This is a genomic window from Robertkochia aurantiaca, from assembly GCF_020166495.1.
GTDB classification, from domain to species: Bacteria; Bacteroidota; Bacteroidia; order Flavobacteriales; family Flavobacteriaceae; genus Robertkochia; species Robertkochia aurantiaca.
Map to the genome: position 1 here is coordinate 318,426 of NZ_JAINZS010000004.1, position 18,983 is coordinate 337,408.

16 protein-coding genes and 1 tRNA gene are annotated in these 18,983 nt (G+C 46.3%); 4 read left to right on the plus strand and 13 right to left on the minus strand.

The window, feature by feature from the left end:
- Positions 1-30: 30 nt before the first annotated feature.
- The 9 genes from mgtE to K7R10_RS07260 all read right to left on the minus strand — a co-directional run bounded on the left by mgtE (position 31) and on the right by K7R10_RS07260 (position 9,348).
- A complete protein-coding gene (gene mgtE, locus K7R10_RS07220) occupies positions 31-1,389 on the minus strand; it encodes a magnesium transporter (RefSeq protein ID WP_224484009.1) in 1,359 nt (452 codons plus the stop codon).
- Between the two features lie 84 nt (positions 1,390-1,473).
- Entirely contained in the window at positions 1,474-2,349 is an 876-nt protein-coding gene (rsmA, locus tag K7R10_RS07225) for a 16S rRNA (adenine(1518)-N(6)/adenine(1519)-N(6))-dimethyltransferase RsmA (RefSeq protein WP_224484010.1), read from the minus strand.
- A gap of 21 nt (positions 2,350-2,370) precedes the next feature.
- Complete coding sequence (locus K7R10_RS07230) at positions 2,371-2,682, minus strand: DUF4286 family protein (protein ID WP_224484011.1); 312 nt, start codon at positions 2,680-2,682, stop codon at positions 2,371-2,373.
- A 33-nt stretch (positions 2,683-2,715) separates the two neighbouring features.
- Positions 2,716-4,509, minus strand: a complete 1,794-nt coding sequence (locus tag K7R10_RS07235; protein ID WP_224484012.1) for a tetratricopeptide repeat protein — start codon at positions 4,507-4,509, stop codon at positions 2,716-2,718.
- 109 nt (positions 4,510-4,618) lie between these two features.
- On the minus strand, positions 4,619-4,990 hold the full coding sequence (locus K7R10_RS07240; protein WP_224484013.1) for a VOC family protein: 372 nt from the start codon (positions 4,988-4,990) through the stop codon (positions 4,619-4,621).
- 187 nt (positions 4,991-5,177) lie between these two features.
- Positions 5,178-5,657, minus strand: a complete 480-nt coding sequence (locus K7R10_RS07245; protein WP_224484014.1) for an ASCH domain-containing protein — start codon at positions 5,655-5,657, stop codon at positions 5,178-5,180.
- Positions 5,658-5,746: 89 nt separating this feature from the next.
- The gene (gene serS, locus K7R10_RS07250) at positions 5,747-7,018 is read right to left on the minus strand and encodes a serine--tRNA ligase (protein WP_224484015.1); all 1,272 of its coding nucleotides are present in this window, start codon (positions 7,016-7,018) and stop codon (positions 5,747-5,749) included.
- Positions 7,019-7,093: 75 nt separating this feature from the next.
- The gene (locus K7R10_RS07255) at positions 7,094-8,419 is read right to left on the minus strand and encodes an HTTM domain-containing protein (RefSeq protein WP_224484016.1); all 1,326 of its coding nucleotides are present in this window, start codon (positions 8,417-8,419) and stop codon (positions 7,094-7,096) included.
- A complete protein-coding gene (locus tag K7R10_RS07260) occupies positions 8,416-9,348 on the minus strand; it encodes a bifunctional riboflavin kinase/FAD synthetase (RefSeq protein WP_224484017.1) in 933 nt (310 codons plus the stop codon). The genes K7R10_RS07255 and K7R10_RS07260 overlap by 4 nt, the downstream gene beginning before the upstream one ends.
- A gap of 144 nt (positions 9,349-9,492) precedes the next feature.
- Between K7R10_RS07260 and K7R10_RS07265 the strand changes: the two genes are divergently transcribed.
- Together K7R10_RS07265 and K7R10_RS07275 are read left to right on the plus strand one after the other, a co-directional pair.
- Positions 9,493-13,272, plus strand: a complete 3,780-nt coding sequence (locus K7R10_RS07265) for a reprolysin-like metallopeptidase (protein WP_304621896.1) — start codon at positions 9,493-9,495, stop codon at positions 13,270-13,272.
- A complete protein-coding gene (locus K7R10_RS07275) occupies positions 13,269-13,967 on the plus strand; it encodes a fibronectin type III domain-containing protein (RefSeq protein WP_224484018.1) in 699 nt (232 codons plus the stop codon). The genes K7R10_RS07265 and K7R10_RS07275 overlap by 4 nt, the downstream gene beginning before the upstream one ends.
- Here K7R10_RS07275 and pth read toward each other — a convergent pair whose 3' ends face one another.
- From pth to K7R10_RS07290, 3 genes are all read right to left on the minus strand, one after another.
- Positions 13,968-14,600 carry an aminoacyl-tRNA hydrolase gene (gene pth, locus K7R10_RS07280; RefSeq protein ID WP_224484019.1) on the minus strand — a complete coding sequence of 211 codons (633 nt, stop codon included), beginning with the start codon at positions 14,598-14,600 and terminating at the stop codon, positions 13,968-13,970.
- Positions 14,601-14,675: 75 nt separating this feature from the next.
- Positions 14,676-15,299, minus strand: a complete 624-nt coding sequence (locus tag K7R10_RS07285; RefSeq protein WP_224484020.1) for a 50S ribosomal protein L25/general stress protein Ctc — start codon at positions 15,297-15,299, stop codon at positions 14,676-14,678.
- Positions 15,300-15,319: 20 nt separating this feature from the next.
- Positions 15,320-16,261: a ribose-phosphate pyrophosphokinase gene (locus K7R10_RS07290; RefSeq protein ID WP_224484021.1), complete on the minus strand. Its 942-nt coding sequence runs from the start codon at positions 16,259-16,261 to the stop codon at positions 15,320-15,322.
- Positions 16,262-16,407: 146 nt separating this feature from the next.
- Here K7R10_RS07290 and K7R10_RS07295 point away from each other — a divergent pair.
- Positions 16,408-16,489, plus strand: a tRNA-Leu gene (locus K7R10_RS07295).
- 215 nt (positions 16,490-16,704) lie between these two features.
- Positions 16,705-18,060 carry a DEAD/DEAH box helicase gene (locus tag K7R10_RS07300; RefSeq protein ID WP_224484022.1) on the plus strand — a complete coding sequence of 452 codons (1,356 nt, stop codon included), beginning with the start codon at positions 16,705-16,707 and terminating at the stop codon, positions 18,058-18,060.
- A gap of 101 nt (positions 18,061-18,161) precedes the next feature.
- On the opposite strand, the gene K7R10_RS07305 is transcribed toward K7R10_RS07300, so the two are convergent.
- Complete coding sequence (locus K7R10_RS07305) at positions 18,162-18,983, minus strand: 3'(2'),5'-bisphosphate nucleotidase CysQ family protein (RefSeq protein WP_224484023.1); 822 nt, start codon at positions 18,981-18,983, stop codon at positions 18,162-18,164.

The window sequence follows — 18,983 nt, forward strand, 5'->3', positions numbered from 1 at the left end:
TTTTTAAGCAGGAATCGTTCGGGTATCTGGTTAAAAGCCCAGTATCAGCTTCGCAATATAGAAGAAAAGGAATATTCCAAAGATATCATTGCTGGTGGTAATAAAGGGCCCTGTGGCAATAGCGGGATCGATACCTTTCTTGTCAAGAATGATAGGAACAAAAGTACCGATCAGTGCAGCCATGATAATAACGGTAAGCATGGAAAATGCGATGGTCATACTTACAGCGATGGGCTGATTCATCAGGTAGCCAAAAAAGATCACTAAAAGAGCCAGTGCCCCTCCGTTAATCAGGCTCAGGCTCACTTCCTTGAGCAAACGGCTCAGCAGGCTCCCCTTCACCACATCGTTGGCCAGACCCTGCACGATAATCGCTGAAGACTGTACGCCCACATTTCCTGCCATCGCGGCGATCAGCGGGGTATAGAAAAACAGACTCCGGTATTCAGGACTGGCCATCACGTCTTCAAAGCCTTCCAGGATAAAAACACTTCCCAATCCGCCCAAAAGTCCGAGCACCAACCAGGGCAACCGTGCCTTGGTCAGTTCCCAAATGCTGTCGTCGGCCTCCACCTCCTGGGTAATACCCGCAGCAAGCTGATAATCCTTTTCTGCTTCCTCTTTGATCACGTCAACGATATCATCAATGGTGATACGACCAACCAGCCTTCCCATCTCATCGATCACAGGTATGGCTTCCAGGTCGTATTTAGACATCAGTCTTGCCACATCTTCTGCTTTATCGTGAACGGTGACGAAATCTACCTTGGGAATATACACTTCATTGATCTGGCTTTTGGTTGAAGTGGTCAGCAGGTCTTTCAGCGAAAGCCTTCCTTTAAGTTTGTCGTTGTCATCGACCACATAGATCGAATGCACGCGAGTAACATTTTCAGCCTGCCGCCGCATCTCTTTGACACAGGTCAGCACGTTCCAGTTCTCGTTCACCTTCACCAGCTCCTTCGCCATGAGACCCCCGGCCGAATTTTCGTCATAGCGAAGCAATTCGACGATATCTTCGGCATGCTGCTTGTCTTCAAGATGCGAAATGATCTCCCGCACCCGCTCTTCGGGCAGCTCAGCAATAATATCGGCTGCATCATCGGTATCAAGCTCCCCTATTTCCTCAGCGATCTCCTTACTGGAAAGGTTTCGCAGGATTTGCTCCCTGACATCGTCATCGAGCTCGGTAAGCACGTCTGAAGTTTTCTCACTATCGAGCAGCTTAATCAGGTAGGTCGCATGATCCAGCTCCATTTCATCGATGATCTCAGCAACATCGGCATAGTGATAATCTGCCATCAGATCCATCAGGGCATCGTTCGACTTATCGTCGATAAGCTGTTCGATCTGCTCTATAAGGTCAGGACTGAGCTTGAATGGAGTCATAGCAGTGTTTGATTTTTTTAGGCGCCTCCCGGGCTTTCGGCAGTCGCTTTTGAACCTGACGGCTCAAAGAGCTTCAACAATGCCTCAATCCCTGGCGCGATTCAATGCGTCATCTGAAATACGTCCCGTAAGCGCGATAAAATCTTCAGTGCTGAGTTGCTCGGGACGCCGATCAAAGATAGTATCTTCTTTTAAATTATCAGAAAGGTTGAAGCTTTTTAAACTGTTGCGCAGCGTCTTTCTGCGTTGTTGAAAAGCTGTTTTCACCACCCTGAAAAAAAGCTTTTCGTCACAATCAAGATGATGGTCCTTTCTGCGTATTAACCTGAGCACCCCCGAATCGACCTTGGGAGGCGGATTAAAAACACCCGGGGGAACCGTAAAAAGATACTCCGCCTCATAAAATGCCTGAACCAGCACTGAGAGTATCCCGTAGGTCTTTGAACCGGGCTTCTCACAGATGCGCTGAGCGACTTCCTTCTGGAACATCCCTGTAAATTCGGGCACTCTTTCCCTCCATTCAAGTGCCTTGAAAACGATCTGAGATGAAATATTATAAGGAAAGTTTCCCGTGATGGCAAAATTTCCCGGTGCCACAATCGCAGCAGGATCCAGCTTTAAAAAATCAGCCTCAATGATATGAAAGCGTTGTTTTTGCTCTTCGCTCAACCCCTGTTCAGAAGGAAAGGTTTGCTGGAGATAAGCGACAGATTCGGTATCGAGATCGATGGCATAGACCGACAAAGGTTTTTGTAAAAGATATTTTGTGAGCACACCCATTCCAGGCCCGACTTCCATCACCTGTTTATAATCAGCCAATGTGAGAGTGTTCCCGATTCGTTCGGCTATGCGTTCATCCCGAAGAAAGTGCTGACCAAGGTGCTTTTTTGCGCGCACCTTACCCCCTTCCTGCGGAGATTGCTTTGCTGTTTCCTTTTTCCTTTTGTAGGGTTTGCTCATCTGTGTATCGCCTGAAACCGGTTAATGCTCACTAACGATCTCAAGCTCGGTGCGAAAAGCAACGAATTTGTCGGCATAACGGCGTTGGGCATCTGCCCTCAGCCTTTCTGAGTCTTCTTTATAATATCTTTCGAGGGTGGCACGGTCTTGTGTAAAATATTGTACTGAGTAAGTAATCCCACCCATTTCTTCTTCGACCAATACTTTTACCATGCGTGCATTGGTGAATTTTCCCGTAGCGATCATATCGGGTATATGTGTTTCTTTCATCCATTGCAGCCAGTCATGGTGCACCTCTTCATCGATATTGATCGTTACATTGTATATTAACATAATCCTTGCTTTTACTTACACCCTGCAAAAATACTAATTAATTACGTCTCCCCTCAACTGGCGAAAACGCTTACGAGCCTTAACAAAATAGATGCTGTCTTCGTGCTCAAAGATCAGGCGTTCAAGAAGCGGGGCGGCTTTCTCCTCGTCCTCAAGCGGACCGAGGTAAAGCTCTGCAAGCTGGAAAAGCGCGTCATCTGTAAGTATTCCTTCAGGAAAGAACTCTATGATTTTCTTGTAATTGGTAGCTGCCTTTTCATACGCTTCCTGCCCCTCTAAAAGCAGGGCCTGCCTGAAGAGCGCCTCATCTTCGATACTCTCGTCTTTGTGTTCCTGTAATATTTGTTCCAGCAGGTCGATCGCTTCTTCATTCTTGTTCTGATAAGCCATAAGATCAGCCTTTGAATAGAGCTTCAGGGCTGTTTGCAGCGAGTCATCAAGTGAATTATCTGAGATAAGCAATTTCAGTTGTAAGGCATCGTTGGCGATCAATTGAGAGGTAGACGACTTAAGTACTTTCAGCTGGGTTTCGGCCCATTCGAAATCGCCCTTGTAGAAACTCGTTTGGGCGACCTTAAAGCGTGCCTCCTGGGCTATCACATCATTTTTAAGATTCTTTTGCACCTGTGAAAAATAAATCAGGGCCTGATTGAACTTTTCCTGGTAGACCAGAATATCACCAAGGGCCATTTTTACAGATGCCTCCTGGTACCGGTCCAGACCTGCATTCAGCAATTCTCGCAGATCTGAAATAGCCTGGTCGCTTTCTCCCATTTCAAAGGCCAGGTAATTCGCATGCAGAATTCTCAGATCGGCCGTTTGCGACGGGTCCCGGAATTCCTGGAAAAGCTCACGAAAATCCCGTTGAATCTTTTCAACATCCTCCTCCCGGTTAATGGCGATCTTTAAGTTAAACAAACGTGCCTGCAGATAGGTGTCAGGAACACTGGTCTTTTCGGCCACAAAGGTGAAGATCTCATCTGCGGCACTGTATTCCCCGGCATCATAGGCGATCAGTCCCAGATCGATCAGCTCTTTGAGGCTGGGCTGCTCAGAGCGGTTATAGATGGCCTTTTCCTGGGTAAACGCACTGCTGTACTGCCCCTCCTGAACGAACAACCAGCTGAGCAGTTCGTTCCAAAGTATATTCGGGTCTTTCTGAGCCCTTAGTAACAGCATGCGTTTAAGCATTTTATTGTTGGTATCATCGGTCTCATCAAAAAGAAACCTTCCGATATTGCGCTTGATGTTTTCTTTCAGGTTCTGCCTTTCCACGATCAGATCGAGATAGGTGGCATACATCTTTTCGATATCACCCTGCTCTCCGTAGATATAGGCAAGGTCATAATTGAAGTTCATGTTCTCATCGAGCTCCATCCCTTTCCTGAAAGCCTTGATAGCGTAGTCGAGTAAGGTTTTACTTCTGAAGCTGTTACCGATCGAATAGGCGTAATTGGGATTCTCTTCAATCACCTCCAGCGCTTTTTCATAATATTTTTCTGCCTCCTGATCCTGTTGTTGCAGCATGTAATTGTACCCGAGTTCTATATAGATCATGGGCAAAACCTTATCGGCACGGGTCTTCTCAAGCAACAATGCTTCTGCCTTATCATATTCCTCAAGCTGTTGATAACATTTGACCAGCGACTGCAGGTAGTTGATATTATATGGCTTTTGCTGGTATAACTTTTCATAATAGGCAGCAGCCTGTTCGTATTTTCCATTATTCAGGTACTGAAAAGCAATAGCTTCATCCTGGGCTGTGGCCAGCTGAATGAAAAAAACGAAAAAGCTTAAAACGATAAGGCGTGAAAAAGTACTGCTCATACTCAAATATAACGGAAAAGCAGCTAGGTTACTGTTAAGAAGATGTGAGATATCAGTTCAGCTGCAAAGAAACTGGCATGGGCGTATGCTAAATGGATGAACACCCTTTTCAGACATGCTGGTCGATCAGGATCACATTCCCATCAGGATCTTTCAGAACGATGCTTCCGGGACCGGATCCTGAAGTATCGGTTTCCCGCTCCAGCGCAATCCCCCTGGACTTGATGTTATTCTGAATCTCTCTGACATCTGTATATTCCGAAAGCTCTTCCGCCTCCTGGTTCCAACCCGGATTGAAGGTCAGTATATTCTCCTGGAACATGCCTTCAAAAAGGCCGATGAGCGTCTGTTCGTTCTTCATGATCAGGTAATGAGAAGTACTGTCTCCCGCAAAAACACTGAATCCCAGATCTTCGTAAAACTTCCTGGACGCATCCAGATCTTTAACCGCAAGGCTTACTGAAAAGGCTCCTAATTTCATTTTTGTATTTTTTAGAACAACTCTTAAAAATACGTATTTAATGCCTTGAATTTCACAATCGGTAAACCAAAATTACTCATCCATTTTAAGACGACTAATTTCAATTCCTGCCAGTTACGGTTAACGATAATCACAGTCGGGCTAATAAAGCAATAACCGGCGACCACAATCAGGCTGCACCTTCCCTTTATTTTGTATAGATGGTTTTGAAATGTTCACAGACAATAACCATGTCTTCGGTGAATTTGTCTCCGTAAGGCTCCATTTCCCTGGTATAATAGGCCTCATGTACTTTTCGCCAATATTCCAGCGATTTATCCCCTTCTCCTTCGATTTCTGCAAACTCAGCAGTGATCTCCCTGTAAGGAGTGAGCTCCACTTTTGTGGTTTCTATGATCGCTCTGGGATTTCCCTGCCAGTCGGTGACTATGTACTGATCTCCCACCTCAGGAAGAGATTCGTTGTGTTTTTCATACCACCAAAGGGAGGTCGCTGTCGCCTGTTTTATACCTTTGACCACTAAATCGGCACATTCATCTGCATCCGTTTTATTGTCACAGAAGTAGAATGACTCAGGCTTTTCCCGGATCGGATTATCCGGATGACCTGCCAAAAACTCATTCCATATCAAATCGGTACTGACTGTATTTACTTCTTCCTGATTCATGCGTCACAAATAACTGAGAGACATTGTTGAGATTATCAAAATTCTCTAAAGCTTTCATGCCTTTACATCAATGCGGTTTCAGGCCAGGGTCAGTCGATCATTTCGAAACCGGTATACGGCACCAGCACTTCCGGCACTCGTATTCCTTCAGGTGTCTGGTAATTTTCCAGTATACCCGCAAGCACTCTTGGCAGGGCCAGGGCACTTCCGTTCAGGGTATGAGCAAGGGTTGTTTTTCCTTCCTTATCCTTAAAACGGAGCTTCATGCGGTTCGACTGAAAAGTCTCGAAATTCGACACGGAGCTGATCTCCAGCCATCGCTCCTGAGCCGTTGACCAAAGTTCGAAATCGTAGGTCAGGGCCGAGGCGAATGTAAGATCACCTCCACAAAGTCTCAGAATTCGATAAGGCAACTTCAGGTCTTTGAGTATCCCTTTTACATGCTCGATCATCTCTGCATGGGCTTCGTAACTCCTTTCCGGGTGTTCGATGCGAACGATCTCCACTTTATCAAACTGGTGGAGACGGTTCAGGCCGCGCACATGAGCCCCGTAACTACCTGCCTCTCTTCTGAAACAAGGGGTGTACGCTGTGGTGCAAAGCGGAAAATCTTCTTCCTTCAGGATCTCATCGCGGTAGAAGTTGGTAACCGGTACTTCTGCAGTAGGAATAAGATAGAGGTCATCTACCCCGATATGATACATTTGTCCTTCCTTATCAGGCAGAGACCCTGTACCTATCCCGCTGGCTTCATTGACCAGGTGAGGCACCTGAACTTCCTGGTAGCCGGCTTCGACATTCTTATCCAAAAAATACGAGATCAGCGCCCGTTGCAGCCTGGCTCCCTTCCCTTTGTAGACCGGAAACCCGGCACCGGTGATCTTGGCTCCCAGGTCAAAATCGATAATGTCATATTTTTTTGCCAGTTCCCAGTGCGGAAGTGCCCCGTCATGCAGTTTCGGGATCTCTCCTTCTGCGTATATCTCTTCGTTATCAGCATCGGTATTCCCCTCCGGAACACTCTCATGGGGCAGATTTGGTATCTTGTAAAGCAATTGGGTCAGGGCTTCAGCCTTGATGCCCAGTTGTTCATTCAGATCCTTGGAGCGTTGCTTCAGGTCGGCGGTAGCAGCCTTCATTTTATTTGCCTCCTCAGCATTTCCTGATTTGAAAAGCATCCCGATCTCTTTTGAAAGCCGGTTCGATTCAGCTAAGGTATTGTCCAGCTCGGTCTGCAGGGAACGACGTTCTTCATCGAGGGCAATCACCTCTTCGATCATCGGTGCAGCATCCAGATTTCGCTTTTTCAACCTGTTGATGACCTCTTCCTTATTATCTCTTATATAGGGTACCTGAAGCATATGTATTCGAATTTATTCTTGAAAAAACTATAAAAGTCCGGCACAAATTTAATCGATTACCAACGATATGGAAACCTATTCGTTTCCTTTTTTAGAAGGGTATATCCAGGTTTCGTGCCTGAAGGTGTGCCATGGCTCTGCAGCAATATCCACATCAGGTCTGATGAAGCGCTCAAGGGGTCTTCCGTTCACACTCACCTTACTCCGGGTCACATAGACCGAGACATCTTTTCCCTGGGCCGCCATATCTTTTTTGATACGCCTGGCAAACTGCCAGATGACATCAGGTTTGGTCGTAATGATACGGCGCTGCTTAGGGGAGAGTATCGCCTCGTGATCGATGTGTATTCTTTCTCCTGTCGCCTTATCTACCGCCTCAAACGTGATATAACCATGCTTGGTTCGAAGCATCATCCTCCAGCTCATGCGATGGCCCTCTTCGGTCCACAACACATCATCGGGTATCACGTGATGCCTGAGAGGCAGCAGTATCTGTACCGTAAAATAGATGCCGCCCACCAGCAACAAGGTATTTTTATAATTTGGCACCTGCACAGGATTATTCTCAAAAGCCGGTTTATGTTTTAAAAACCGTTTCCTGATCGTCTCCGGATCATAAAAAAACAGGATAAAAGCCAGTGACAGATAAGGGAAGATCCCGATCTGCAGAACAATCGAGTTGAACAGATGAAAGAAGACCGAAAGCAAGAGGGCGAAGTTTCTGGTGCGCTTCCATAGCAGCAGAGGAATGATCAGTAAATCAAAAAGAATCCCGAACCATGCGATTGATGCATGAACCCATGGTTCCTGGAGCAGGTCCCCGATGACAGGATAATTTGCTTTGGTAGCCATTAGTCTCGCAGGTACGGTCAGGTCCAGCCAATCGGGATAAAGCTTGGCTACCGACGCGTAGGTGTAAACAATAAAAAGCTGAAGTATGATCACTACCCGTACCCAGTTGGGCATATCCAGGGATTTTCTCTCCGGGTTACGCCTCACGTCTATTGACTTGTAACGATCTGCAGGGACAACCAGCATAAACAGACAAACCAGTATCAGCAGGTAATAATGATTGTTGTACGAAGACTTCTGCATCAGGTACACACAGGTCCACATAACCGTAAAAAGACCCAGGCTGAGCCTGTATCGGTAACCTAACATCACCATGATTCCGAGTACGGCCATGAATCCAAAATAAAAATACATTCCCATACCCGGCAGCGGCTGTAAAAAATCAAACCCGATAAAGTTAAAAGTGAATTCCGGTTCAACAAGGGTACGGCGAACCCATCCGGTCAGTATGGCGCCGAAAGTCTCCAAAAAAAGCAGCAGGCCGAATATGATCCTGAAAACGATCAAAGGCGCATTGTCTACCCTTTTGTATAGGAGTTTGTCGATCATTTTTTACCCGCTATATAGGCCAGGGATTGTTCCCGGTCTTTCTTAAGCTGCTCCTGCAGATCATCGACAGAATCGAATCGCTGTTCATCGCGAAGCCGGTGCAGGAACCTGATGGTAAGCTTCCTGCCATAAAGGTCTTCATCAAAATCGAAAAAGTTCACCTCGATACTTCGTTGCTCCCCGTTGACGGTAGGGTTGTATCCTATATTCATCATCCCGTACAGCTCCCGGTTGCCAACCTCACTTTTCACCACGTATACTCCGTTGAGAGGAATGAGCTTGTAAGATTCAGCCACTTCGATATTGGCTGTAGGAAAATCGATTTGCCTGCCGAGACCCTTTCCCTTACTCACCGTGCCGGTGATCAGGTACTCATACCCGAGATAATTATTGGCGGTTTCGATTTGACCCGCCTGCAGTGCCTTTCTAATTTTTGTCGAACTCACCGAGACCTCATCGACCTCCTTGGCCCCGATCTGCTCCACCTCAAAATCATACTGCTCTCCGTAACGAATCAGGTCATCGATGGTTGCCGTGCGGTTTCTTCCAAAGCGGTGGTCGTAACCAATAATGACTTTCTTAGCGTTGATGGCATCGACCAGCACTTCCTTCACATAGCTTTCGGCCGTCATACGGGAAAACGATTTTGAAAAAGGGTGTATGATCAGCTGATCCAGGCCGGTCTTTTCCAGGATGGCAATTTTCTCATCTAAAGTATTAAGCAGTTTCAGATCAGAAGCCTGCTGCAGCACCATTCGCGGATGAGGGAAAAATGTCAGGATGGTCGATTTCAGATCATTAGCCCTGGCGTTGGCCACCAGTCGTTCTATGATCTTCCGGTGACCGACATGAACGCCATCGAAAGTTCCAATGGTGACGACGGTATGATGATCTTCCTGTGCTTCAAAAAGGTTGCGCTTTATGATCACTTAGAAAGCATTTACGTTTTAGGTTTCAGTTCACAAAATAACGAATTTAATGGTTATAAAATGGATATTTATCTGCTGCTTCCCGAATTTCAATAACTTTCTGTCAGGCTTTTTTTTATAATTTTAAGCCAACACTAAAAACGCATGAAAAAGACATACTTCTACTTACTACTCTATTTTACTCTTTTTGGTAGTTTACAGGCTTTTTCCCAGGATAACCAGATCTGGAAAAGAACGGCCGTTAGTACACTAAACGCCGCCACCATCCCCGGTTCCGAGCCTATGGGATTTACCGTATCACAAAAGACTCTGAAACAAAACCTGAGTAAGACCTCCGGTAATGTTTTTAACAAAGAGATTCTTACCATGACATTTCCCGGACTGAATGGCGAAATATTGTCATTCCGGCTTCAACCATCAGGAGTACTCTCAGAAGGTCTGCAAAGAAAATTTCCGCAATTAACCACCTATAAAGGCTTCGCTCTGGAAGATCCGGAGCAGCAAATACACCTTTCATTTAACGGTGAGAAGTTGCATGCCATGATCATGAAGAATAATCAGATCTCCCTGCTGAACCCTGTGTCAAATGATTCTTACCTGCTTGCAGCCAAAAGCTCTTTTCAGCGGAAAGAATTTAACTGTCTTTATGAAGAAACAAAAACCCGGCTCGAAGTGGAAAAAGAGCCGGGCGTGCTCAGAGCTTTCGACGACAGCTCGGTACGCACCTATCGCCTTGCCGTAGCTGCCACTGCCGAGTATTCAAATTATCATATCGAAAATAAGGGGTTGACCAATGCCACTGTGGTTGAAAAAAAACTGGGGGTTCTTGAATCTATAGTCACCACTATGGTAAGGGTCAATGCTGTTTTTTTGAACGACCTGGGTATCACTATGGAACTGGTCGAAGATAACGAAGCGGTTATCTTTCTGGATCCCGACACCGATGGATTCACCAACAGCAGTCCGGGTGCCATGATTTCAGAGGTGCAGCAAATCATCGATTCACGCATCGGTATCAACAATTACGATGTGGGTCATGTTTTTGCCACAGGTTCGGGAGGAATAGCACAGTTGTCTTCACCCTGTACCAATGCCAAGGCAAGAGGGGTGAGCGGACTAAGCTCTCCCGAAGGCGATCCTTTCGACATAGATATTGTGGCCCATGAATTCGGTCATCAGTTCGGAGCCTCACACACTTTTAACAATTCGTGTAATAATAACCGTAGCTCTGCAACAGCCGTAGAACCCGGAAGCGGCTCGACCATTATGGCCTATGCCGGGATCTGCCCTCCGAATGTGGAAGGACAGAGCGATGGATATTTTCATGCCATCAGCATCGCTCAGATTCACGAAAATGTCACAAATGGCAACAGCAGTGGCTGTGCTGCTATCACAGCCAATGGCAATACCGCTCCCATAGTAACCGATGAACCGAATAAAAGCATACCCGCCGGAACAGCCTTTGTTCTGACGGCAGAAGCCACCGATGCAGATGGTGACAACCTCACCTACTGCTGGGAGCAACAGGACAACGAGATATCGCAACAACCACCAAGGCAAAATGCCTCGGGAGGACCGAATTTCAGGTCGGTGATACCCAGCCCCTCTCCGACCCGTTTCTTCCCGCGTGCCTCGGCCATACTTAACAACAACCTCAGTCCTACCTGGGAAGTCATCCCAACAGTCGCCAGAAATCTGGACTTCTCGGTTCTGGTCAGGGATAACAGCCTGGACGGAGGACAGTCGGCACGGGATGATGTACGCATTGAGGTGGTCAATACAGGAGAACCCTTTACTGTCACCTCCCAGGCCGAAGATGAAACGATCGGAGGAAGTTCGATCATTACTGTTACCTGGAATGTAGCGGGTACCGACATGGCTCCGATCAATGTTTCCCGGGTTGATATATTCATGAGTATCGGGGGAGACCTGCAAAATCTGATACCCCTGCAGACGGGAACTGCGAACGACGGAGAAGAGTCGGTAGTGATTCCCGGTGACCTTACTTCAGACAATGCCCGCATAGTGGTGAAAGCGGTTGATAACGTATTTTTTGCCGTGAATCGTGGAACCCTAAGCCTGCAACCGGCAGACTTTTTCCTTGAACTCGAAGGCCTGGAATATCAGGTATGTAAACCGGATGACCTGCAAATACCGGCTATCTTCAACACTTCCCAAAGCTTTTCGGGCAGCGTTGACCTTCAGGCTTCTCAGGTACCGGCCGGACTATCGGTCACTTTCGATCAGAACGGGCTTACCACAGATGAAACGCCTGTTACTATCAATGTCTCCGGAACAGCCAATCTGAACAAAGGCAATTATACCTTTCAGATAACAGCCACCGATGGAACAGAATCGATCTCGTACCCTTTCCGGCTTACCGTGTTCGATGATCAGTTCGCTGCTGTAACACCGGTGAGTCCTGCAGAAAACAGTGTTGATGTACTTGTCGACACCCCTTTGGAGTGGGAAACACTTTTCAATGCTGAGACCTATACTGTAGAGATATCAAACGCGGCCGATTTCAGCAGTATCGTGGAAACGGCGACTACAACCACCACGAACTACACCCCTCAAAATCTATTGGGAAGTACGGAGTACTTCTGGAGGGTAAAACCTGTAAATCGTTGCGGGGAAGGTTCGTTTGGTGCGGCCTCAAGCTATACCACCATTCCTATCGACTGCCGTGTTTTTGATAATAATGAGACAAAAACCATCGGCAACGATCCGACCACGGTCAGCTCGAGCATTTCCATTGCAGAGCAGGCTACCATCAACAGTATAAGCGTGTCGGTAGATATCACACATACCTATGTGGAAGACCTGATCATTCGTTTGACCTCTCCTTCGGGAAATACCATAGTACTGTTGAGCAATCAATGTGGAGAGAGCGATGACATTTCAGTGACCTTTTCAGACGAAGGTGAAATTCTGACCTGTGTTTCTGATCCTGCAATACAAGGGGTGGTCATGCCTCAACAGGCACTGGAAACCTTCAAGGGAGAACCTGTTAACGGCTTATGGACCCTCACGGTTGAAGATGTCGCAGCAGAAGATGGCGGATCGCTAAATTCTTTTGCGCTTGATATCTGCGTGAACGGAAGCTTTGCTCCTGATTCAGATAATGACGGGGTTTTTGATGATGACGATCTTTGTCCCGACACCCCTCCGAATACCAAAGTTGATGTAACGGGCTGCCCGGTTTTCAGCCTGGCTAACGATAATTTCAGTATTCAAACCATCGGGGTGAGTTGCAGAAACAATAATGACGGTTCTGTTATTATAGAAGCCGATCAAACCTTTAACTACACCGCTACCCTGACGGGGGCAGGCGGCGAACAGATCAGTGGCTTTACCTCTGGGACAACTTTTGACAACCTTTCCCCCGGAAGCTACAGTCTTTGCATCACCCTTCAGGAGCAGCCGGATTATGCACAGTGTTATGAGGTGATCATCGACCAGCCTGAAGCACTCAGTGTTTCTCAAAAGATCGATGAGTCCGAAAAAACAATTGAACTGAACCTTCAGGGCGGGGAGCTCTACACCATCAGGCTTAACGGTCTGACCACGCAAACCCGTGATTCGGAGCTTACCCTATCTTTAAAAGAAGGATTGAACAGCCTGAAGGTATCGACAGACAAATCATGCCAGGGTGTGATTGAAAAAACCTTTATAATCGGAACACAACTCAGTGTTTTCCCTAATCCGGCAACCGATCTGATCACATTAAGCGGGAAAGAACTCAGCAATGCTACCGGTTTCTCTGTTTATGACCTAAACGGAAGACTGGTTCTTACCGGCAAACCCGTGATCACCACCAGCAATACCTGGAAGATCGATTTAAGCAGTATTCCTTCGGGGATGTACATTGGTTCCCTGAACGGAATCGAATCAGAGAAGACCTTTAAAATCGTGAAAAAATGAACCGACTTTTATTACATATAAGCCTTGCCTTCACGGCACTGTTTCTAATCTCATGCGGAGGTGATGACCCCCAGCCACCACAAGCTGCAAGCCTGGTATTTCCTGAAGATAACACCGAATGTCTTGAAGGAGTAGTCTCTAGTTCTGACCCTGGTCAAAGCACCATAACCTTCAGCTGGCAACAAGCTGCCGGAGCAACCTCCTACAACCTGATCGTTAGAAACCTCAACACCAATATCTCAGAAAGCTTTGCCACCAGTGCCACCAGCTTTGACGTTACCCTTGAAAGAGGCGTTCCCTATTCATGGCAAGTGGAATCGTTATCAAGGGAACTACCTAATGAGACAGCGGTGAGCCAGACATTTCGGTTTTATAACGCCGGAGAAGGAGTGGTCAACTATGCCCCTTTTCCTGCAGAATTGATCTTTCCGGCTTCGGGAGCCACAGTATTCATCAACGGAGGTGACCTGAATCTGCAATGGAGCAGCAATGATGTCGACGGAGATCTTGACAGATTCAGAATTATACTCGATACGACAGATCCGCCACTAACCCAGGTGGGCGAATCTCAAAACAGAACAAGTTTTGCGGTTTCCGGCTTGCAGCCCGATCAGCTATATTACTGGCGTATCGTCAGCATCGATGAGGCCGGCAACGAATCGGTGTCTGAGGTGTCTGAGTTTATCGTAAGGTAATCAGGTATTGTTAAAGGTATTCATGGTAATGGCCGGGCCTGCGGTTCCGAATGAACGAATGAGCTCTGCAGATCGCTCCAGTCTTTCGGTAAGTTTTTCCCTTTCGGCTTCGGTCCATTCTCCCAACACATAATCAACCTGCTTCCCCTTCGAAAATTCAGCACCTATCCCGAATCGAAAACGGTGATACTGGGTTGTTTGCAAACGTGCCTGTATATCTTTCAGACCGTTATGTCCGCCATCGCTTCCTTTGGCCTTTAACCTTATGGTTCCGAATGGAAGATTGATATCATCGGTTATTACCAGCAGGTTCTGAAGTGGAATGTTTTCCTTCTCCAGCCAATAACTAACAGCTTTCCCACTGAGATTCATATAGGTGTTGGGCTTTAATAACAAGAAGGAACGGCCCTTGAACTTATAAGTGGTTACATCTCCCAGTCGTGCGGTTTCAAAAGTCAGGTCCTGCTTTTCAGCCAGGTGATCAAGAACCTTGAACCCGATATTATGCCGGGTTTCTGCATATTCCGAACCTATATTACCCAGTCCGGCGACTAAATACTTCTTCATGGGGTCTGAATTTGATGGTAACTTCTCGTTTTCTGTATTGAAGATCCTGCGAAACCAGTCGATCATAGAGATGCTGTTTTCACAAAAATAAAAAAAGCACCTTCACGGGGAAGGTGCTCTGATATATTTCCGAAAATGGGCTTACTCGGCTGCTTCTTCTGCAGGAGCTGCTTTTCCGGCTGCTTTTGCTTCTTTGGCTGCATCCTGAGCTGCTTTCATAGCCGCACGAGATACTCTCACCTGACAAACAACTGTATTGTCTGGGTGCATGATTTTGTAATCATCGCTTCCAACTTCAGTAACATAAAGCTTGTTTCCGATCTCTAGCTTAGAAACGTCAGCATCGATAAAATCAGGAAGTTTAGAAGGTACAGCTTTCACTTTAAGCTTACGCTTAGTCATACGCAGTACCCCACCGGCGATAACACCCGGAGAGTTTCCTACCTTACGAACAGGCACCTCGATACTTACCTCTTTATCTTCAAATAACTGGTAGAAATCGATATGCAAGATACTGTCTGATACAGGATGGAACTGGATATCCTGCATGATCGCATCATGACTCTCACCACCCAATGAAATTTTCACAGTGTGTGCATTTGGAGTATAAACCAAATCTTTAAATGCGATTTCATCAGCTGAAAAGTGAATCGGTTTATCCCCTCCGTAAAGCACGCAAGGAACCTTTCCAGCATTACGTAAGGCTTTGGTCGCTGCCTTGCCTACGCTTTCTCTTTTAGATCCTTCAATTGTGATAGACTTCATTATATAAAAATTAAAATAGTTTACATTAAAAATTTTGAACTGATCGAGGTGTTGTGATGTACGCGATGCATTACATCTGCAAACAACTCTGCACAGCTCAGCACCTTGATCTTCGGACTTTCCTTACGAAGCGGGATCGAATCGCTTACGATCAGTTCTGTAAGCTTTGAATCCTCGATTCGTTCGTAAGCGTTTCCTGAAAGCAGGGCATGGGTTGTAATAGCCCTCACGCTCTGGGCTCCTCTCTCGATCATCAGGTCTGCCGCTTTGGTCAGCGTTCCTGCCGTATCGACCATATCGTCAACAAGTACCACGTTCTTTCCTTCCACATCTCCGATCAGCTCCATATGATCGATCACATTGGCTTTTTTACGTTGCTTGTAACAGATCACCACATCGCATTCCAGGAACTTCGAATAGGCATAGGCTCTCTTGGAACCACCCATATCAGGAGAGGCGATGGTCAGATTGTCGAGTTTCAGACTCTGAACGTATGGCAAAAAGATGGTTGAGGCAAAAAGGTGGTCAACCGGTTTCTCAAAGAAACCTTGTATCTGATCGGCATGAAGATCCATGGTGATGATACGGGTGGCACCTGCCGCTTCTAAAAGCTTGGCGATCATCTTTGCACCTATCGGAACCCGGGGCTTATCTTTACGGTCTTGTCTTGCCCATCCAAAATAGGGTAAAACCGCGGTGATATGCCGGGCAGAAGCTCTTTTCGCTGCGTCGAGCATCAACAACATTTCCATTAAATTATCAGAACTTGGGTGGGTCGACCCGATGATGAACACCCGGGTTCCCCGTACCGACTCCTCAAAAGACGGCTGGAACTCTCCGTCGCTGTAACGGGAAAAGATCACCTTCCCCAATTCTGCGCCGAAAGATTTGGCAATTTTCTCAGCTAATTCCTGTGATTGTGTACAGGCAAATATCTTTGGTTCCGGCACTGAATAAGGCATCTTAAATTCTTGTTTAATAGTTATTTATTGTCGTGTCGATTTTAAACAGGGTGCAAATTTAGAAATTTCTAGGAACTATAGGGATATTATTATATGTAATTTTTGCGCGGGGAAACAAAATATTTTTTAGTTTTGCACACCGAAATGCTCGAGTGGCGGAACTGGTAGACGCGCTGGATTCAAAATCCAGTTCTTTCGGGAGTGCGGGTTCGATTCCCGCCTCGAGTACAGATGAATACAAAGTCAGGATGAAAGTCCTGGCTTTTTTGTTTTCAGATGAAGTAGAGCGCTTTGTTTTTATTCAATAGTAATCGCAGATCTCGTGAATATAGAGCATCCTCTTTCAAAAAAGACCTCCTGCTGCCTGTCGCTTTAAATGTCTCACTATCTTTGCCCTGCATTCCGGAGGACTTCGTTTATTCTTCCCATTAAAAAGCAAATACATGTCATCTTTTCAAGAATTCAACATCTCCCAACGATTACTGCAAGGCCTGAGCCAACTGGGGATCACCAAACCCACACCTATTCAGGAAAAATCATTTTCGGTTATTAAGTCCGGGTCTGACATGCTCGGAATAGCACAAACAGGTACCGGGAAGACCCTGGCCTACCTGTTACCGGTTTTACAACAACTGAAATATTCCAAAGATCCGCACCCCAGAGTATTGATCGTGGTACCCACAAGAGAGTTGGTCGTTCAGGTTGCCGATACTGCTGAGACCCTTTGCAGGAATTTAAATCTCAGGGTTCTTGGGGTATATGGAGGCACGAATATCAACCGCCAAAAAGATATGCTGAGCTTCGGCTGTGATATCCTGGTAGCTACCCCCGGAAGGCTATACGACCTGGTCATTTCCCGGGCTGTACAATTACGTGCTATAAATAAATTCATACTTGATGAAGTAGATATTATGCTGGACCTGGGTTTCCGGTTTCAGCTCACTAATATTTTTGACCTGCTTCCCGAGCGCAGACAAAACATTATGTTTTCTGCCACTATGACCGAAGATATTGAAGCCTTTATCTTGAATTTCTTTACCAATGTGACCAAGGTTTCCGTAGCATTAAGCGGAACCCCTCTGGAAAACACTACCCAAAAAGCCTATGCAGTTCCCAACTTTTACACCAAAGTAAATCTTCTGCGTGAGCTGCTCCGGGATGAGGAAGAGTTTCGAAAGGTCCTGGTGTTTGTATCCAATAAAAAAAGTGCCGACCTGCTGTCTGAAACCCTGAAAGATCCCTTTGGAGAATCGCTTGGCGTTATTCACTCGAATAAAACCCAGAATTACCGCTTGCGGTCTTTAGATCAATTTGAAAAAGGACAGCAGCGCATATTGGTCACCACTGATGTGAGTTCCCGCGGGCTCGATCTCGATAAGATCTCACATGTGATCAATTTTGACACACCCCATTATCCGGAAAACTACATTCATCGTATAGGCCGTACCGGGAGAGCCAAAGAAAAGGGAACCTCCATTTTACTGTTCACTGAAAAGGAACAGCCCCTGAAAGAAGCGATTGAAACTCTTATGGATTTCAAAATCCCGGAAATTGCGATGCCGGAAGACATAACGATCGCAACGCAGCTCAGCCCCGATGAACGGCCATATAAAAAGGAAGCCCACAATCCGTTGACCTATTCTGATAGCGATGCCCCCGGACCGGCATTCCATAAAAAAAAGGAAAAGAATCAGAAGACCAACCAAGGCGGTTCCTATCGCAGGACCATCAAGCAGAAATATAAAAAGCCCAAAACCAGAGGTGATAAAAAATTTAACAATCGTAAAAAAAAGAAATAGTCCTAAGAGGCTTCCGACACTTCATCTTACAGAACCACTGCACGCCTGAGGAGTACCCCTCCTTAAAAAGGATGGGATAGATTTCTTTTTTTCAATTGAGCTTACCTCAAATTCGCATAAAAGATGCCTTCCTGATTCATGAACGTGCCATCCTTTCTGTTCAAATCCAACCTTCCTCCCGCAAAATTCGTGGCCTGTAATCCCAATTCCCGGAACATACACGCCGTAGCGGCAAAGTCCCATATGCTACCTCCGCCACTTTCTTTTTTGGGATACTTTAGCATGCATGCCGGACCATTTTCCAGTACAAGGATAGCATTCATCACGGCACCTCCTCCGGCAAGCTCTTTTATCCCCTTCAAATTCAATTTTTCCACATACTCAGACAGCAGGCTTTCTATTTCGGAGGCTCTGGGTGTGTCCTTTAATTCCCGATCGGTCACGTAGGTCAGATAGTTGTTTGTATGTTGTATTTTCCAGGGCTCACAATTCTTAAAAACACCTTTTCCTTTTACAGCGTGATACAATGTATTTGTGGTGGGATCAAAAACAACTCCTATATGCGGGGTTCCATCTTTTGCGACCAAAGCTATCGATACAGAGAAACCGGGTTGTTTATTGATAAAAGGTAGTGTTCCGTCCAAAGGGTCAATACACCAAAAATAATCAGCTTCGAACCGGCTCCCGTCATCTTCGATCTCCTCTGATAAAAGCCCTAAACCGAATGCTTCACAGCTAGGGAGCAGCTGCGAAAGAATTTCTTTTTCAGAGGCCAGATCGGCTGCAGTTACGACCTGGGAGGCGTAGCTTTCACCCCCGTCCTTTTCCACTGCTTTAAGATCATCATTCATGTGCTGCTGAATGATGCTTCCTGCAGCCATGGCGGCCTCGATCGCTATATCGGTAAGTTTTGACAAGTTCAT